At 38.9% G+C, this 16689-nt stretch carries 17 protein-coding genes; 13 read left to right on the forward strand and 4 right to left on the reverse strand.

What is annotated here, in order from left to right:
* The first annotated feature begins 76 nt into the window (after positions 1 to 76).
* The 8 genes from glyA to purE all read left to right on the forward strand — a co-directional run bounded on the left by glyA (position 77) and on the right by purE (position 8241).
* Positions 77 to 1348, forward strand: coding sequence for a serine hydroxymethyltransferase (gene glyA, locus AAH582_RS04050; RefSeq protein ID WP_046674046.1), 1272 nt, complete (start codon positions 77 to 79; stop codon positions 1346 to 1348).
* A 542-nt stretch (positions 1349 to 1890) separates the two neighbouring features.
* Positions 1891 to 2487, forward strand: a complete 597-nt coding sequence (locus AAH582_RS04055) for an RNA polymerase sigma factor (protein WP_046674045.1) — start codon at positions 1891 to 1893, stop codon at positions 2485 to 2487.
* Positions 2488 to 2949: 462 nt separating this feature from the next.
* On the forward strand, positions 2950 to 3645 hold the full coding sequence (locus AAH582_RS04060; RefSeq protein WP_046674044.1) for a zinc metallopeptidase: 696 nt from the start codon (positions 2950 to 2952) through the stop codon (positions 3643 to 3645).
* Positions 3646 to 3778: 133 nt separating this feature from the next.
* The gene (ffh, locus tag AAH582_RS04065) at positions 3779 to 5119 is read left to right on the forward strand and encodes a signal recognition particle protein (RefSeq protein ID WP_046674043.1); all 1341 of its coding nucleotides are present in this window, start codon (positions 3779 to 3781) and stop codon (positions 5117 to 5119) included.
* 333 nt (positions 5120 to 5452) lie between these two features.
* Positions 5453 to 6043, forward strand: coding sequence for an NADH-quinone oxidoreductase subunit A (locus AAH582_RS04070; protein ID WP_046674042.1), 591 nt, complete (start codon positions 5453 to 5455; stop codon positions 6041 to 6043).
* 2 nt (positions 6044 to 6045) lie between these two features.
* The gene (locus AAH582_RS04075) at positions 6046 to 6549 is read left to right on the forward strand and encodes an NADH-quinone oxidoreductase subunit B (protein ID WP_046674041.1); all 504 of its coding nucleotides are present in this window, start codon (positions 6046 to 6048) and stop codon (positions 6547 to 6549) included.
* 31 nt (positions 6550 to 6580) lie between these two features.
* Entirely contained in the window at positions 6581 to 7723 is a 1143-nt protein-coding gene (locus AAH582_RS04080; protein WP_286752351.1) for a 5-(carboxyamino)imidazole ribonucleotide synthase, read from the forward strand.
* An 8-nt stretch (positions 7724 to 7731) separates the two neighbouring features.
* A complete protein-coding gene (gene purE, locus AAH582_RS04085; protein WP_286843510.1) occupies positions 7732 to 8241 on the forward strand; it encodes a 5-(carboxyamino)imidazole ribonucleotide mutase in 510 nt (169 codons plus the stop codon).
* Positions 8242 to 8286: 45 nt separating this feature from the next.
* Here the strand turns inward: purE and AAH582_RS04090 are convergent, their stop codons facing one another.
* The 4 genes from AAH582_RS04090 to bshA form a co-directional block, all read right to left on the reverse strand.
* Positions 8287 to 9270 (reverse strand): sugar phosphate isomerase/epimerase family protein, encoded by a 984-nt coding sequence (locus AAH582_RS04090; protein WP_343321270.1) that lies wholly within the window; start codon positions 9268 to 9270, stop codon positions 8287 to 8289.
* Positions 9271 to 9499: 229 nt separating this feature from the next.
* Positions 9500 to 10063: a ribosome recycling factor gene (gene frr / locus AAH582_RS04095; RefSeq protein WP_046672285.1), complete on the reverse strand. Its 564-nt coding sequence runs from the start codon at positions 10061 to 10063 to the stop codon at positions 9500 to 9502.
* A 28-nt stretch (positions 10064 to 10091) separates the two neighbouring features.
* A complete protein-coding gene (pyrH, locus tag AAH582_RS04100) occupies positions 10092 to 10796 on the reverse strand; it encodes a UMP kinase (RefSeq protein ID WP_046672284.1) in 705 nt (234 codons plus the stop codon).
* A 73-nt stretch (positions 10797 to 10869) separates the two neighbouring features.
* On the reverse strand, positions 10870 to 12012 hold the full coding sequence (bshA, locus tag AAH582_RS04105) for an N-acetyl-alpha-D-glucosaminyl L-malate synthase BshA (protein ID WP_046672291.1): 1143 nt from the start codon (positions 12010 to 12012) through the stop codon (positions 10870 to 10872).
* Between the two features lie 360 nt (positions 12013 to 12372).
* On the opposite strand from bshA, the gene AAH582_RS04110 reads away from it, so the two are divergent.
* The 5 genes from AAH582_RS04110 to AAH582_RS04130 all read left to right on the forward strand — a co-directional run bounded on the left by AAH582_RS04110 (position 12373) and on the right by AAH582_RS04130 (position 16684).
* A complete protein-coding gene (locus tag AAH582_RS04110; RefSeq protein WP_343321271.1) occupies positions 12373 to 13092 on the forward strand; it encodes a DUF1003 domain-containing protein in 720 nt (239 codons plus the stop codon).
* Complete coding sequence (arfB, locus tag AAH582_RS04115) at positions 13089 to 13493, forward strand: alternative ribosome rescue aminoacyl-tRNA hydrolase ArfB (RefSeq protein WP_343321272.1); 405 nt, start codon at positions 13089 to 13091, stop codon at positions 13491 to 13493. The genes AAH582_RS04110 and arfB overlap by 4 nt, the downstream gene beginning before the upstream one ends.
* A gap of 150 nt (positions 13494 to 13643) precedes the next feature.
* Positions 13644 to 14012, forward strand: coding sequence for a BlaI/MecI/CopY family transcriptional regulator (locus AAH582_RS04120; RefSeq protein ID WP_046672281.1), 369 nt, complete (start codon positions 13644 to 13646; stop codon positions 14010 to 14012).
* Between the two features lie 31 nt (positions 14013 to 14043).
* On the forward strand, positions 14044 to 15777 hold the full coding sequence (locus tag AAH582_RS04125; RefSeq protein ID WP_343321273.1) for an energy transducer TonB: 1734 nt from the start codon (positions 14044 to 14046) through the stop codon (positions 15775 to 15777).
* Positions 15778 to 15793: 16 nt separating this feature from the next.
* Positions 15794 to 16684 (forward strand): hypothetical protein, encoded by an 891-nt coding sequence (locus tag AAH582_RS04130; protein WP_343321274.1) that lies wholly within the window; start codon positions 15794 to 15796, stop codon positions 16682 to 16684.
* The last annotated feature ends 5 nt before the right edge of the window (positions 16685 to 16689 follow it).

Below are 16689 nucleotides of genomic sequence, written 5' to 3' on the forward strand. Positions count from 1 at the left end.
GATATTCTTTATGGAATATGCTATCTTTGAGGCATTAAAATAAACTACAAAATTTACTTTACAACATTTAAAAACAATGGAAAGAGATCAAGCCATTTTTAATTTAATAGCTGATGAGCTTAAACGCCAAGAAGAAGGTATTGAATTAATTGCTTCAGAGAACTTTGTTTCAAAACAAGTGATGGAAGCTGCTGGTTCAGTGTTGACAAATAAATATGCAGAAGGCCTCCCAGGAAAACGTTACTATGGAGGTTGTGAAGTTGTGGATGAGATCGAAACCATCGCAATTGACCGTGCAAAACAATTATTTGGCGCAGAATGGGTAAATGTTCAGCCTCACTCTGGTGCTCAAGCAAATGCAGCTGTTTTTTTGGCGACAATCAAACCTGGCGACAAAATTTTAGGTCTTGATTTATCTCACGGTGGTCACTTGACACACGGTTCGCCAGCGAACTTATCGGGTAAGATCTATCAACCATTATTTTATGGTGTAAAAGAAGACACTGGTTTAATTGACTATGAGCAATTGGAAGAAACAGCGCTTCGTGAAAAACCAAAGATGATTATCTGTGGTGCTTCGGCTTATTCTCGTGATTGGGATTACGCACGCATCCGTAAAGTTGCAGACGAAATTGGTGCTATCGTGATGGCAGATATTTCTCACCCTGCAGGTTTAATCGCGCGTGGTTTATTGAATGATCCACTTCCACATTGCCATATTGTTACGACAACGACGCACAAAACGCTTCGTGGCCCACGCGGTGGTATGATTATGGTCGGTAAAGATTTTGAAAATCCATGGGGTATCAAAACACCTAAAGGTGAAATCCGTACAATCACACAATTATTGGATTTAGCTGTATTCCCAGGTACACAAGGTGGTCCTTTAGAACATACAATCGCTGCGAAAGCGATTGCTTATGGTGAGGCTTTATCCGATGAGTATATGGAATATATCGTTCAGGTAAAGAAAAATGCAGCTGCATTGGCGCAATTCTTTGTAGAAAGAGATTATAAGATCATCTCTGGTGGTACAGACAATCACTTGATGTTGGTGGATCTACGCAATAAAGATATTTCTGGTAAAGAAGCCGAAGCTGTATTGGGTAAAGCGGGTATCACAACAAATAAAAATATGGTTCCTTTCGATACACGTTCTCCTTTTGTGACTTCAGGTGTACGTTTTGGTACTGCTGCAATCACTACACGTGGTATTAAAGAGAATGAAATTATTCAAATCGGTGAATTGATCGATGAGGCATTGAAAAATGCATCAAATGATGCGCAACTGGATTTGATCCATGGTAAAGTAAAAGCAATGATGGCTGAGTTCCCATTGTATAAATAAGACTTTTTCCATAGGAATAGAAAAAGCGGAATTACCGATGCGGTGGTTCCGCTTTTTTTATCCCGTCTTTTTTTCTACTGCCATTTTAGAAAGAATAGTTTCGTTACAGTCTTGTATCAACTTAACTTTTTAGACTATATTAACAACAATCTTATACGGACTTTAAACGGATTTTATAGGTATTCATCCTAATGAGGTCCCTATAAGGTCCCTATTAGCTCCCTATAAAGTCCATATGAAGTAATAACTTTAAAACTTGTTATTTTGGAGCTGTTCGAGGTTGTTATTCCATCTTGTCTGAAGGGGCGTACTGTGGTCGAAGAACCTTTATTTTGGAATTATGAGGTAGATAACTTATTTTTAAATGTTAAAAAATCTTAAAATAAATTGTAATAATTTGATTACTCATTTATTTTACGGTAATTTGGTTTTAGATTAATTGATTGTTTTACAATAAGAAAGGATAGTTTATACGGCAAACATTTACATTTTAACACAGAACTGATAATTTATTTGCGAACTGCTAAAAAAGTAAGTGACGTATGAGACTTTTAAAAAGTAAAAGCGATCAAGAGTTGATCCAAATGTATGTCGGCGGCCAAGAGTCCGGTCTAGAGGCATTGTTGAATCGATATAAATCGAAAATATATACTTCCATATATATGAAAGTAAAAGATGAATATCTTGCTGAAGATATTTTCCAGGAGACTTTCATAAAAATCATCAACACCTTAAAATCCGGTAAATATAATGAAGAAGGTAAATTTTTACCTTGGGCTATACGTATAGCGCACAATATGATTGTTGACTTTTTTAGAAAAGCAAAACGTGCTCCAAATATTGTGAATGCTGACGGGTTTGATATTTTTGAGGTGCTCGAATTTAGTGATGAAAGCGCGGAGTCAAAAATGCTCAAACAGCAGGTTGATGTCGACCTTAAAAAAATGATCCAAAAGCTTCCGGATGATCAAAAAGAAGTGCTTATTATGCGTCACTTTTGTGATATGAGTTTTAAAGATATTGCGGAGATAACCGAAGTAAGTATCAATACTGCTTTAGGGAGGATGCGCTACGCATTGAGCAATTTGCGTAAAATGATTGAAGGTACTGATCTTACCCTGCAAATGGGCTATTTATAATAAAGGGGCATTTTTTAATGCCCCTTTTTATTTGCATTCCTAATTGGCGCCATAGGAAGTCTCGACGCTTTTGTAGTTTATCGTCCTTTATCTTAGTTTCTCATCTTTTGTCTTAATAGTATAGCAAGGCTATAATCCGCTGAGCATCGTGTTTTCAAAAGCCATTTGCTTCAATAATAAGCTCCCTGATCGAACTTGAAATAAAACGCATCTCCAATACTCACCGATGAGACTACATCTTGGATTCTTGTTAAATAGCGCAGGTGTTTCACTGTACGAAGCTGAAAATGGAGTTATCTGCCCAAATGATCTGGCAATTATGTCATGTGGAGATCAGAAGAACCTGTTCTTTTTGTCAGGTCAAAGACTTTTTTTATCTTAGAAATTCATGCATATACCTTTTTTCGACGATTGGAATAAGGTTTGATAGTCATATAATAACTATAAAACGATTGAATAGCTATGTACTTGATTTTATTTATTGGAATAATGGTGGTAAGCCTAATTGTCCAAACAAGATTCAAAAACAAATTTAAGAAATACTCCGAAATGCCTTTGAGCAATGGGATGTCCGGAGCTGAGATTGCGCAAAAAATGTTAAATGATAACGGTATATATGATGTAAAGGTAGTGTCTATTCCAGATCGCTTGGGAGATCACTATAATCCGTCAGATAAGACCGTAAATTTAAGTCCCGAAGTTTACAGTGGCCGCAGTGTTGCAGCTGCAGCAGTAGCGGCGCATGAATGTGGTCATGCTGTACAGCACGCCAAAGCCTATAAATGGTTGGGATTCCGTTCGGCAATGGTTCCGATGGTAAATGTGGCCTCTAAAATGACATCATGGGTATTGATGCTGGGTGTTATGCTATTTGCTTTTTCCAAAGGTGGTAACCCATGGCTTTTAGCTGTTGGAGTGGGGGCTTTGGCTATTACGACCCTGTTCTCTTTTATCACTTTGCCCGTAGAGTTTGATGCGTCGAACCGCGCTCTGGAATGGTTAAACCATGCCGGTGTAACCTATAATGGCGAAGAACATGACGGTGCGAAAGATGCTTTGAAATGGGCAGCGATGACTTATGTCGTAGCGGCGTTAAGTGCGTTGGTAACACTTTTGTATTATGCGTCTATTTTATTCGGTGGCCGTAGAAGTGATTAAATACGGATATTGTAACTTTATCCTACAAAAATGCGATTATTTTTTATAGTCGCATTTTTTATGGGGTGTTAATGAGGTTACTATAGACAATTTTTTTAACTTTGCTGTTTATATAGAATAAGATTCAGATTTTATGTTTTCAAATCTTCAAGATAAGTTAGATAGGGCCTTTAAAGTATTAAAAGGACAGGGTAGTATTACCGAGATCAACGTTGCAGAAACGATGAAAGAAATTCGCAAAGCGTTGTTGGATGCCGATGTGAATTATAAAACTGCCAAAACTTTTACCGACGATGTTAAACAAAAAGCTTTAGGCGAAAATGTACTGACAAGTATTTCCCCGGGCCAATTGTTGACGAAGATCATGAACGATGAGTTGACAGCTTTGATGGGCGGATCTGTTACGGAGCTTGAGACTGGAAAAAATCCAACAGTCATTCTAATTGCGGGTTTGAATGGTGCTGGTAAAACAACTTTCTCCGGTAAGTTGGCCTTGTACCTTAAAGATAAAAAGAATAAAAAACCATTGTTGGTGGCTGGTGACGTTTACCGCCCTGCAGCGATCGATCAATTGGAAGTGCTTGCCGAACAAGTGGGCGTACCAGTGTATGTGAATCGTGAATCTAACGATCCTATTGCGATTGCCAAAGCCGGTGTGGAAGAAGCAAAACGCAATGGAAATAATGTCGTAATCATCGATACAGCCGGTCGTTTGGCCATCGATGAGCCTTTAATGGTGGAGATTACAGCAGTTAAAGAGGCGACAAAGCCAGACGAAATCCTATTTGTTGTGGATTCAATGACTGGTCAAGATGCCGTGAATACAGCTAAGACGTTCAACGACCGTCTGGACTTTACAGGTGTAGTATTGACTAAGTTGGATGGTGATACACGCGGTGGTGCAGCTTTATCGATTAAATCTGTCGTTAATAAGCCTATCAAGTTTATTGGTACAGGTGAAAAGATGGATGCATTGGATGTATTCCACCCTGATCGTATGGCCTCTCGTATTTTGGGCATGGGTGACGTGGTATCCTTAGTGGAACGTGCACAGCAACAGTTTGACGAGAAGCAAGCCGCAGAGCTCCAAAAGAAAATCCGTAAGAATAAATTCGATTTCAACGATTTTAAATCCCAGATTCAACAAATCAAGAAAATGGGTAATATGAAAGACCTCATGGGAATGATCCCTGGCGTTGGTAAAGCAATGAAAGATATTGAAGTCGATGACAATGCTTTCAAACCCATTGAAGCGATTATCGATTCCATGACACCTTTTGAACGCGAAAACCCAGATGTCATTGATCAAAAACGTCGTTTACGTATTGCGAAGGGATCAGGTACTGATATTAATGAAGTGAATAAGTTATTGAAACAATTTGGTGATATGCGTAAAGTCATGAAGCAGATGTCTAATCCGGCGATGGCGGCTAAATTGATGCGTAATATGCCCAAAATGCCAGGAAAAATGTAATTTTTGGAGAATAGTTACATCATAAGAAGGGCATCGTTTTATACGATGCCCTCTTTTTTTTCTGAAAATGTCTGATCTTATTGGCCAGAAAGAACCTTCAGTCCGCTTTCATTGCTGTTGGTGTCTGCAAAGTCATGAAAGTTTTGAACATGGCATTGCTCTTTCGATTATTTTCGGTTGCTGCTAAGTGCTGCACCAGATGAATTGGGGACTGCTTGCAGACCGGATACGGCGCATTAGTGCCTTAAAATTCGAACTGTTTTTAAAGAAATAATTCGTAATTTCAAGTTCCTCACCCGAGTAAACGAAATATTTGTTAAATTTGTAATTATTATGGATGACCCCGCGCAATTATCGGAATACGGCAAAATCCTTATCATTCTGCTGATAGGGGCGCTGTTAGTCTGTGCGACCATTTTTCTAGCACGTTTAATCTCTCCGAAAAAGAATAATCCCATCAAATCTGGTACTTACGAATGTGGAGAGGATCCCATTGGTTCTTCTTGGGTTCAGTTTAATCCACGGTTCTATGTTATTGCCCTTGTATTTTTACTTTTTGATGTAGAACTTATTTTTATTTTTCCATGGGCCACTGTATTTGGACAGTCCGAATATATTGCGGCAGATGGAAGATGGGGGTGGTTTACCATGATTGAAATGGCTATGTTCATTGGCATTTTAATTTTAGGATTGGTTTTTGTCTGGAAAAAGGGCGATTTGGAATGGGTTAAACCGAATGTGTCCTTACCTAAAGTTCCTGTAGCTATCCCGGATAGTGCCTATGCAAGCCTGAATAGCAGGACTTATCAGGTGCGTGATTATGCACAGATCGTAGAGGATGCTGTCGCGCACAAAACGACGACAAATGAACAGGTGTCGACGCCGAAACCAGCCTTTAAACCTCGATTTAAAAAACCTGAGTAAGCATGAGTTTAGATAGTCAATTGCAGAATAATGGTGTTATTGTTGCCAAATTAGATGATTTGCTGAATTGGGCAAGGTTATCTTCGATGTGGCCCATGAGCTTTGGTATTGCTTGCTGTGCCATTGAAATGATGGGGGCAATGGCTTCAACGTATGATTTAGACCGGATGGGCGTATTCCCAAGGCCTTCTCCACGGCAATCCGACGTGATCATTATTGCTGGAACGGTTACTTTTAAGATGGCCGATCGTATCAAGAAACTATATGAACAGATGCCCGATCCTAAATATGTTATCTCGATGGGCTCTTGCTCCAACTGTGGCGGTCCATATTGGCAGCATGGTTATCATGTGGTCAAAGGGGTAGATCGAGTGATCCCTGTGGATGTTTATGTCCAGGGCTGTCCGCCACGTCCCGAGGCATTAATTGGTGCTTTTATTGAGTTGCAAAAAAAGATAGACAAAGAAAGCTTGTTGGGTGAGCAATTGTTCAGCGGAAAAGCTTAAAAGATAAATTTTATAAGATTTTAAATCAATTATGGCAAAAGATTTTTATGGTGAATTGCAATTGGGTATTCTTGGCGGTGGTCAACTGGGAAGAATGCTCATCCAGGAAGCCATTAATTACAATGTAAATGTTCATGTATTGGACCCGGATAAGAATGCTCCTTGTCGCAAGTTGTGCAATAAATTTGAATGTGGTTCATTGGGCGATTTTGAAACGGTCTATAATTTCGGTAAGGATTTGGACATGATCACGATCGAGATTGAGAAGGTGAATGTAGATGCTTTAGAGAAACTGGAAGGCGAGGGCGTTATCGTGTACCCACAATCACGTATCATTCGTCTGATTCAAGATAAAGGTCTGCAAAAGCAATTTTTTAAACAAAATGATATCCCCACTTCGGCATTTCAATTGATATCCAATAAAGATAATTTAGTGAATGCCTCGTTAAACTTACCCTATATCCAGAAATTGCGTAAGGATGGATACGATGGGAAAGGGGTAAAGAAGATTGTTAACCAACAAGATATACAAGATGCTTTCGAAGAACCCAGCTTAATTGAAGAATGGGTAGATTTTGAAAAGGAAATTGCGGTCATTGTTGCCCGGAATGATAAAGGTGAGGTGTCTACATTTCCAATGGTAGAGATGGAATTTAATCCTCAGGCTAACTTGGTGGAATTTTTGATTGCGCCGTCTTTGTATGGTGTAGAGATCCAACAACGCGCAGAGGCTATCGCAAAAAAGATTGCCGACGATTTGCAGATTGTGGGTATATTGGCTGTAGAGATGTTCCTAACGAAAAATGGTGATATTCTGGTCAATGAATTGGCTCCGCGTCCGCATAATAGTGGTCACCAGACCATAGAGGGTAATTATGTGTCGCAATTTGCACAGCATTTAAGAGCTATCTTCAATCTACCGTTAGGTGATACCAGATGCAGAACGAACGCCGTTATGATTAACCTGTTAGGTGAACCTGGCTATGAAGGATTGGCCAAATACGAGGGTGTAGAAGAGGTGTTGGCAATGGAAGGCGTATATATTCATTTGTATGGAAAGAAATATACGAAGCCATTCCGCAAGATGGGCCATGTTTGTATTATCAATGATGACCGGGAGAAAGCGATCTCCAATGCAAGAAAAGTACAAGAAATATTAAAAGTTAAAGCTTAAACAATACTATGTCAGTCAATAATAAGGCCCAGGTAGGCATTATCATGGGAAGCAAATCAGATCTTCCTGTTATGCAGGATGCGATAGATGTGCTCAAAACCCTTGGAGTGGAATTTGAGGTAACGATCGTATCAGCACATCGTACACCACAACGTATGTTTGATTATGCCAAAAATGCAGCATTTCGTGGTTTGAAAGTTATTATTGCTGGAGCGGGTGGTGCGGCGCATTTGCCTGGAATGGTCGCTTCTATTACACATTTACCTGTAATAGGCGTACCTGTAAAATCATCAAATTCCATTGATGGATGGGACTCGGTACTTTCTATCCTGCAGATGCCCAATGGTATTCCTGTAGCAACTGTCGCTTTAAATGCGGCGAAGAATGCAGGTATATTGGCTGCTCAGATTCTGGGTACATATGATGAAACAATCAGCAAGAATATCATCGAATTTAAAGAAGAGTTGGCGAGAAAAGTAATCGAGACTGCAGTAGAGGTGGAAGATACCGAATTCTAAGTTGACAATCTTACAAAATAAAAAAGGGAGCACTGCTCCCTTTTTCTATTTTGTAAGATTTGCCTGAACATAATCGTAACTTTTTTTGAGACTTTCCATCTTATTTGGCATATAGATGTTGTCTTGCTCAACAAAAGCATATTTAAGTCCGGCTTTGTTCTTTTCTTTGACGATTTCAGGAAAGTTGATGCTTCCGGTCCCCACTTCAGTATACTTGATGTCATTGAAGATTTGCTCAATCGGCAATTTTCCATCTTTGGGCCATTCAATGGGATTGGATTTTGTTTTATCCATATCTTTGACATGCCATAGTTTAAAACGGTTGGGGAATTTTTCAAACAAGGCTATCGGGTTTTTACCCGCTTTTTCTGCCCAGAAAAGGTCTAATTCAAAATCGACCAAATCAGGTTCAGTGAATGCTAACATCACCTCTTCACCGGTCGTATTATTGCCCAGATCCCTAAATTCCCAGAAATGGTTGTGGTAGGCAACTTTTAGACCCAATTTTTTAGCCTGTTCACCAGCTCTATTCAATTGCTCGGCAGCATAGAGATAATCATCTTTTTTCAATGCATTCAGATCAAACATCGGTGTTACAGGAGCAATTACATATTCTTGGCCAAGTTCTTTTGCCGCATCAAAATAAGCCGCAAGATCTTCTTTGTCGGTATGCGCTTTACTGAGGTATTTGGACATATCGTAATGGCCTGAATGTGTTTTTAGACCGTTATCATCCAATATTTTCTTCAACTCTTTGTAAGGCAATTTCCAGAACTGCTTGGCTGTGGCGTCTATCCCATAGAGCTCAACATGTTTATACCCAATTTTGGCAATTTGTTCCAAAGATCCTTTCGGATCTTTATCCATTAAATCGCGAATGGAATACAGCTGTACACCTATATTCTGTAATGGATTGTCGCTGATTGCACCGGCTTTATTTTGACAAGATATAAAGTTGGGCACCAGATAAGCTGCCGAAAGACCTATTCCAGCTTGCTTTAAAAATTGACGACGAGAATTGTTCATCATATAATTGATTACTTGTTAGTGTACAATGTACAATTATTTGTTCAGAAATCAATGGTACTGCAAGGAATATTTTTGAAGCGTATGCTGAATCTTAACCCATAAAATTTTTGGAAGGTCAATGTCTTGTAGGTTGGGAAGAGTTCTTTTTAGGGGAGGAGTGCGGAGTTCTTCACACCAATAAAAAAGGTCTGAAAATTTTTCAGACCTTTTTTCTATTCAAGTAGGAAACTTAAACAGTCATGATATCTTTTTCTTTCAGTTCAGCCAATTTATCAACTTTTACAATGAATGCATCCGTTAACTTTTGAACTTCTCCTTCAGCAGTTTTGATTTCATCTTCTGAAGCGCCATCATTTTTTAATTTTTTAATGGACTCGTTTATATCTTTACGGATATTACGAATACCAATACGGCCTCTTTCAGTTTCCTCTTTTACTTTCTTCACCAAATCACGTCTTCTTTCTTCTGTCAAAGGAGGAATATTCAGACGAATAACGATACCGTCATTCTGTGGGTTGATTCCTAGGTTAGCGTCAGTGATAGCTTTTTCAATTGCGTTGATGAGCGATTTTTCCCAAGGTTGGATAACAATAGTCCGTGCATCAGTTGTATTGATGTTGGCCACTTGTGAAAGTGGAGTGGCGCTACCATAATAGTCTACTGAAATTCCATCTAACATCGATGGAGAAGCTTTACCCGCACGAATTTTAGTTAATTCGGATTCGGTGTGAGCAACTGCTTTGGACATCTTGTCTTTACAATCGTCCAATTCAATTGAAATTAGTTCGTTCATATAAGATTACGTTTTTTACAGATTTAAATTATTTAACCACAGTTCCGACATGTTCACCATTAGCAAGTTTCAATAAGTTGCCTGGTTTGTTCATATCAAATACGATGATCGGTAATTTGTTTTCTTGACAAAGGGTAAAGGCTGTCATATCCATAACATTTAATCCTTTCTCATAAACCTCTGTGAATGATATTTCTTCAAATTTTGTTGCAGTAGGATCTTTTTCAGGATCTGCAGTGTAAATACCATCAACACGGGTTCCTTTCAATACGGCATCGGCATTGATTTCGATTGCACGCAAAGATGCAGCGGTATCCGTTGTGAAATAAGGGTTTCCTGTACCAGCTCCGAAAATAACAATACGGCCTTTTTCCAAATGGCGTACAGCTCTTCTGCGAATAAATGGTTCGCAGATTTGCTCCATTTTGATCGCAGTAAGCAAACGTGTCTTTTTCCCAACTTTCTCAAGCGCATCTTGAAGTGCCATGCTGTTGATGACTGTGGCAAGCATGCCCATATAGTCTGCCTGAACACGGTCCATGCCTGATTTTTCGGCGCTTAGACCACGATATATATTACCGCCACCGATAACAATTGCAATTTCTAGACCTTGATCGTGAAGTTCTTTGATATCATTAGCGTATTGTGATACACGGTTAATATCGATACCGTAGCTTTGGTCACCCATTAAGGATTCACCGCTAAGTTTTAATAAGATACGTTTGTATTTCATAATTGTTTTTTTGGAAATTTTCCAAAGGTCAAAGATAAAATATTTTTTTTATCCCTTAAGCCTAAAATAATATTTATTGTGCTTTTATTGTTTGATTAATGACTTCTCCGTAATACTGTTCATATAAAGGCATAATATTGGACAATTGGAATTTTTTCGCATGATTTAATGCAGCTTCCTTAAATTTTTCTAAGCGCTCTCCATCTTCCAAGATATAAATCGCATTTTTCGCCATATCTTCAACATCACCAACAGCACTGAGAAATCCAGTGACGCCGTTTTCATTCAGCTCAGGTAACCCTCCAGTATTGGAAGAGATAACTGGAACCTGACAAGCCATGGCTTCTAAAGCCGCAAGACCGAAACTTTCCGAACTTGAAGGCATCAGAAATAGATCTGATACAGACAGTATTTCTTCCACTGCATCCTGTTTCCCCAAGAAACGGACGTCCTTGCAGACATCAAGTTCTCTGGATAGCTCTTCTGCATTTCGACGCTCAGGACCGTCACCTACCATCAGTAATTTGGAAGGGATAACATCATGTACTTTCTTAAAAATACGGATAACATCTTCTGTATTTTTAACTTTTCTAAAGTTGGAAGTATGGACCAATATACGCTCATTGCCGGGGGCAATGGCTTTTTTGAAATGTGACCGATCTTTATTGCTAAATCTGTCGAGGTCAATAAAGTTGGGAATCACTTTGATATCGCGCGTAATATCAAAATATTGAAGCGTCTGATCTTTCAGATTCTGTGATACAGCGGTTACGCCATCGGACTGATTGATGGAGAATGTTACGACCGGACTAAAACTCTTGTCTTTGCCAACCAATGTAATATCTGTCCCGTGTAAAGTCGTCACGACAGGAATATTAATGCCGTAGGTAGTGAGTAAGATCTGTTTGGCCATAAATGCCGCTGATGCATGTGGAATGGCATAGTGCACGTGGATCAAATCCAACTTTTCGAAACGAACAACATCAACCAGTTTGCTGGCTAACGCAGATTCATAGGGTAGAAAATCAAAAAGAGGATACTGCGAAACAGCTACCTCATGATAATATAGGTTTTCAGAAAAGAAATCCAGACGTGCAGGTTGTCGATAGGTAATAAAATGAATCTCATGTCCATTTGCGGCCAAGGCCTTTCCTAGTTCGGTTGCAACTACACCACTTCCACCAAAGGTGGGATAACAAACAATTCCTATTTTCATCTGCGTAATTATGTCTGAGCGCATATTTTAACGGTATCCCGTTATAAACGCTGTTTATTTTTTGTTAAAAGGCTCCCGGGAACCTCGTGTTAGTACTTTGATTGTCGTTGTTCAAGACTCGCAATGCCCATTACATACAAACGCTATTCATTCATGTGGCACCGACGAAGTTCTTTAGCCTGACAATTGCCCTCTTATTTTACTTCATGATAACAAGGTAAATGAAGATGCTTATTCCTGAATTTTGTGTTGCAAATTTCGTCTATTTATGCGTAAAATAACAAAAACCAATTGCCATAGTTTTGTGAATTTTTTGATTGGTTAAAAAGCACTATCTTTAAATAGACATTAAATCGGTATATGGATAACTTTATAAGTGATATTTCAGGACAGCAATTTCCTTTGGAACAACGTATTTTGGGGGCTTCAATCCGACAACCCATTTTTAAGCTGATAAAAAAGGAATATCCAGGTTTTAGTAAGGACAAGTATATCGCCGCAAGCGAGTTGACACAATTTAAAGAAACTTATATCGCCGAATTTCTGAAAGATGAGTCTGGACAGTTAAGTCAATTGGATCAGCAGGTCATCAACAGTTTTAAGGAAAATAAAGTAATCAGCGCAAGTTTGGATGGAGATAATATGGAGCCAGTCAGCGTAGGAGACCGGGTTGCCGATAAAGTAGCTGAGTTTGGCGGAAGCTGGACCTTTATTATTTCCTTTATCTTATTTTTGATTGTCTGGATTGCGGCCAATATCTTTTGGTTAAATAATAAAGGCTTCGATCCTTATCCCTTTATTTTACTGAACCTCATTTTGTCCTGCGTAGCTGCTTTGCAAGCTCCAGTTATTATGATGAGTCAAAACAGACAGGAAGATAAGGATCGTGAACGTGCAAGAAATGACTATATGGTCAACTTAAAGGCTGAACTCGAAATCAGGGAATTGCATGAGAAAATAGATCATCTCATTATCCGCAAAGAACAAGAACTTGTCGAAGTACAACGGGATCAAGTGGAAAAATTGAGCTTTCTATTAAAAAAGATGGAAAAAATAGAAGAAGCATTTAAAAATAAATGAATTTAGAAGGAGTAATAGGAGAACTTACGTTTAAGTTTTCCAGATCAAGTGGAGCAGGTGGACAACATGTAAACAAGGTGTCATCGAAAGTATTGTTGCAGTGGGATGTTGCGCTATCCACAGCTGCTTCTGTTGAAGAAAAAGCAATGATTTTCACTGCGTTGGCAAATCGTATCAATAAAGAAGGAATACTGCAATTGGAGTGCGATATCGATCGGTCGCAGATCCGTAATAAAGAAATCGCAATCGATCGCTTTAAGCGTATTGTGGAAGGCGCACTTGTGCCGGAAAAACCCCGTAAAAAAACTAAAACTCCCTATTCGAGTGTGCTAAAAAGACTGGATCGAAAGAAACAACAGTCTCAATTGAAAGCCTCAAGAAAAAAGAATTTCGACGAATAAAGATGACAATATCACGTATTGTTGTAAATTAATTGTTTAATTATCAGTATTTTGTATTTTAAACTAATTTATTAGTTGTAAAACTATGATTTTAGTTATAACTTGTGTGTTGATTTATTATTCTGGTATTTATTTTATTCCTGAGGAGTTATGGAGGATTTTAAAGAGTTAACGAAAGCCGAGGAGCAGATTATGCAAGAGCTTTGGGAGATGGGCCGTGGCTTTGTCAAAGAAATTATTGATCGACTTCCGGAGCCGAAACCGGCCTACAACACGGTCTCGACCATCGTTCGTATTCTCGAAACAAAGGGCTTTGTAAGGCATGAATCTTTTGGTAAAAGTCATCAATATTTACCAAAGATTTCAAAAGAAGAATATAAGAAAGGTATTACAGGAAAGTTATTAACGAATTATTTTGATAATTCGCCTAAGCGTATGCTCTCTTATTTTTTGGAAGAGAATAGGCTGGACATCAAAGAACTTGATGACATCTTATCGATCATCGAACGTAATAAATAACAACCAATACCCTTTTATAAACTTTTTGATTATGATTTACTTATTGATTGTCAATATTTCATTGATTATCAGTTTTGTGCTCTACAAACTGATTTTTAGAAAACTTACTTTTTTTCAATGGAACCGGATCTATCTGATTGGAATGGTTGTATTTTCCTTATTAGCTCCTGTGGGTATTTTTATTGAATTACCCAAGACGGAAATGATTTCCAATCATATTCCACAGGTCGACTTAGGAACATATATGGATGTCGAAATCGGGAGCCCGATCGAAAAAAAACCTCTTTTTCTATTGGATATTCTTTCCAAGATCTATTGGATAGGAGTGGGAATCGCCTTTTTTTTCCTGGCGATACGGATCAGGCAACTTGTTCGGGTATTGCGTTCTTCTCCTGAGTACCTGAGTTTTTCTTTTTTTAATAGAATAGTGATTGGGAAATCGATTAAAAACAAGAAAAATATTGAATGGCACGAGCAGGTCCATACTGCGCAGGGGCATTCCTACGATTTGCTGTTGATTGAGCTACTTAAAATTTTCAATTGGTTTAATCCTGTTGTGTATTTCTTTCAGAAGGAAATCAGGTTTCAACACGAGTATATTGTAGATGAAATTTGTTCGACCGATAAAGTGGCTTATGCAGAAATGTTGGTTGCTCATGCATTGCGTACAGATCAATTGGCTTTTTCACATGAGTTTTCGAATCATTCTTTTTTAAAACAGCGCATCACGATGTTATTTAAAGATAAATCTGTACAAAGACAACGCTTGTTATATGCGATTGTGCTGCCCATGCTATTGGTGGTAGCGGGGTCTACTTTAGTCTTTAATACGAGTAGGGCCAAGGCTATGGTAGCTGATGTAGAAGAAAGCGTCAATGGGTTAACTGTGACTGATGAGCAGACATTGCCGAGCCAGTCTGAGGAGCTGAAAAATGGACAGGTAAATGAAGACAGTAAGGTCTACAAAGATCCTGAGATCATGGCCATTCCAGTTGGAGGAATGAAAAAGTATGTCATGGGATTGGCCAGTAGAATCCACGTGAGTGATGAAGCAATCAAAAATAATGTGATCGGGGTAATTGTCATCACAGCCATCGTGGAAAAAAATGGTGAGTTGAGCCATATAAAGGCTAAAAATGATTTAGGTTATGGCCTGGCATCCGCTGTGGAAAATGCTGTAAAAGCAAGTGGGAAATGGAAACCCGCAATTGTCAATGGGAAAGTTGTTCGATCGTTGCTTTCCTTACCCGTTACCGTTGGCGGAAAAACGACGTATTATTGGGAGGAAACTGACACATTGGGCAGAAAGGTCCGGATATCATCGCATTCATTCCCGGGCGCTGAATCTGGTGAAGAGACGGAAAAACAACTCAGGGAAGTAAAATCGATAAGGACGGAAGATGAGAGCGACCGCTGGAATCTTTCGTTGGATTTCCAGGATGATTTAGTTGCCTTTAATAAAGTTGAAGTACAACCAACACCTATTGGGGGAATGCAATCTTTTATGATCTGGGTAGGCAATAATTTTGTTTTTCCTGAAGCAGCTATTAAACACAGTGTTAACGGTATAATCGAAGTGGTCTTTATTGTCGAAAAGGATGGTAGTTTATCCCATTTTGATGTGAAAAAAGATCTTGGTTATGGGACCAAAGAGGCTACGTTGGAACTCCTAAAAGGTGCGAAAAAATGGAAACCAGGGATAATGAATGGTAAACCGGTACGTGTGGCTTACACACTGCCGATTCGTTTAAATTTAGAGAAGTAAAGATTAGATCATAAATATGCAGAGCAGATTCATTCAAATTTTCTATTTTATTACGGTTTTGGCCATGCTTTCTTCCTGTAAGTCCTATAAAGTGGTTCCCAACGGTTTTGCGGTACAAGGAGACGAGTATTTTGTTAATATTAACAAAGAGCTCACCGTATTCCTCGGAGATGATATTATGGAGGATAAAAATTGGCAAGGTAAGACTAATCCGATTAATGCAAAGCAGGTTGACAATCGATTTCGTCGTGTATTACGCCATTTACGCTATTCAGATACCGCGTATCAGGTTTTGTTTTCTGGACATCTGGAAGGAAAATATCAGTATGACATGCTTGCTGTAGTCAACAACTCGCCAAATGTAAAAGGGAAAAAAAATCACCTACTTGATTTAAGTTCTTTTCAACGGGAGCAACATAAGGAAGGACGGTATTTTTATACGACTACAACTTTTAAGGGACAAAAGCTGCTTCATTTTGTAATTCCGTTTAACGGGCGCCTTTGGCAAGAGAAAATGGTGTCGCTGATTTTTCTCTTCCCGGAGGATTTTACCGATATCGCCTGGGCCAAGGATGTGGTCATGTCCAATGTGGCTATGTATCGTGATCGTTATAAATTTACCCCGAGCCGCACAGAGATTTTATGTCCTGATGATGGTAGTAGCCGTTCGCATTTAGATTATAAAATTCCGGAAGAAAAGGTGAATAAAACAGGTTACATGTTAATGAAAGCTTATGGTGAAGTTGGCGGAGAACGAAAACTGGTTGTTTACCGCGTGATGAAGCCTGGTGATTTTTATGGTTCCTTTGTGACTTGTAAAGGGGATTATGAAATTCTATATACCACATTGCAAGACAAGATTGTTTGGCAGACCAAGGTGAATACAGAGCGGGATGTCGAATTCTAACGAAA

The organism is Sphingobacterium multivorum (assembly GCF_039511225.1).
In the GTDB taxonomy this organism is placed as follows: domain Bacteria; phylum Bacteroidota; class Bacteroidia; order Sphingobacteriales; family Sphingobacteriaceae; genus Sphingobacterium.

Excerpts from the sequence above, each read along its gene's own strand:
- AAH582_RS04080 (WP_286752351.1), top strand. The coding sequence starts at position 6,581 with ATGGCAAAAGATTTTTATGGTGAATTGCAATTGGGTATTCTTGGCGGT.
- ffh (WP_046674043.1), top strand. The coding sequence starts at position 3,779 with ATGTTTTCAAATCTTCAAGATAAGTTAGATAGGGCCTTTAAAGTATTA.
- AAH582_RS04125 (WP_343321273.1), top strand. The coding sequence starts at position 14,044 with ATGATTTACTTATTGATTGTCAATATTTCATTGATTATCAGTTTTGTG.
- glyA (WP_046674046.1), top strand. The coding sequence starts at position 77 with ATGGAAAGAGATCAAGCCATTTTTAATTTAATAGCTGATGAGCTTAAA.
- AAH582_RS04130 (WP_343321274.1), top strand. The coding sequence starts at position 15,794 with ATGCAGAGCAGATTCATTCAAATTTTCTATTTTATTACGGTTTTGGCC.
- AAH582_RS04075 (WP_046674041.1), top strand. The coding sequence starts at position 6,046 with ATGAGTTTAGATAGTCAATTGCAGAATAATGGTGTTATTGTTGCCAAA.
- AAH582_RS04120 (WP_046672281.1), top strand. The coding sequence starts at position 13,644 with ATGGAGGATTTTAAAGAGTTAACGAAAGCCGAGGAGCAGATTATGCAA.
- bshA (WP_046672291.1), bottom strand. The coding sequence starts at position 12,012 with ATGAAAATAGGAATTGTTTGTTATCCCACCTTTGGTGGAAGTGGTGTA.
- AAH582_RS04060 (WP_046674044.1), top strand. The coding sequence starts at position 2,950 with ATGTACTTGATTTTATTTATTGGAATAATGGTGGTAAGCCTAATTGTC.
- AAH582_RS04055 (WP_046674045.1), top strand. The coding sequence starts at position 1,891 with ATGAGACTTTTAAAAAGTAAAAGCGATCAAGAGTTGATCCAAATGTAT.
- AAH582_RS04070 (WP_046674042.1), top strand. The coding sequence starts at position 5,453 with ATGGATGACCCCGCGCAATTATCGGAATACGGCAAAATCCTTATCATT.
- arfB (WP_343321272.1), top strand. The coding sequence starts at position 13,089 with ATGAATTTAGAAGGAGTAATAGGAGAACTTACGTTTAAGTTTTCCAGA.
- purE (WP_286843510.1), top strand. The coding sequence starts at position 7,732 with ATGTCAGTCAATAATAAGGCCCAGGTAGGCATTATCATGGGAAGCAAA.
- AAH582_RS04090 (WP_343321270.1), bottom strand. The coding sequence starts at position 9,270 with ATGATGAACAATTCTCGTCGTCAATTTTTAAAGCAAGCTGGAATAGGT.
- pyrH (WP_046672284.1), bottom strand. The coding sequence starts at position 10,796 with ATGAAATACAAACGTATCTTATTAAAACTTAGCGGTGAATCCTTAATG.
- AAH582_RS04110 (WP_343321271.1), top strand. The coding sequence starts at position 12,373 with ATGGATAACTTTATAAGTGATATTTCAGGACAGCAATTTCCTTTGGAA.
- frr (WP_046672285.1), bottom strand. The coding sequence starts at position 10,063 with ATGAACGAACTAATTTCAATTGAATTGGACGATTGTAAAGACAAGATG.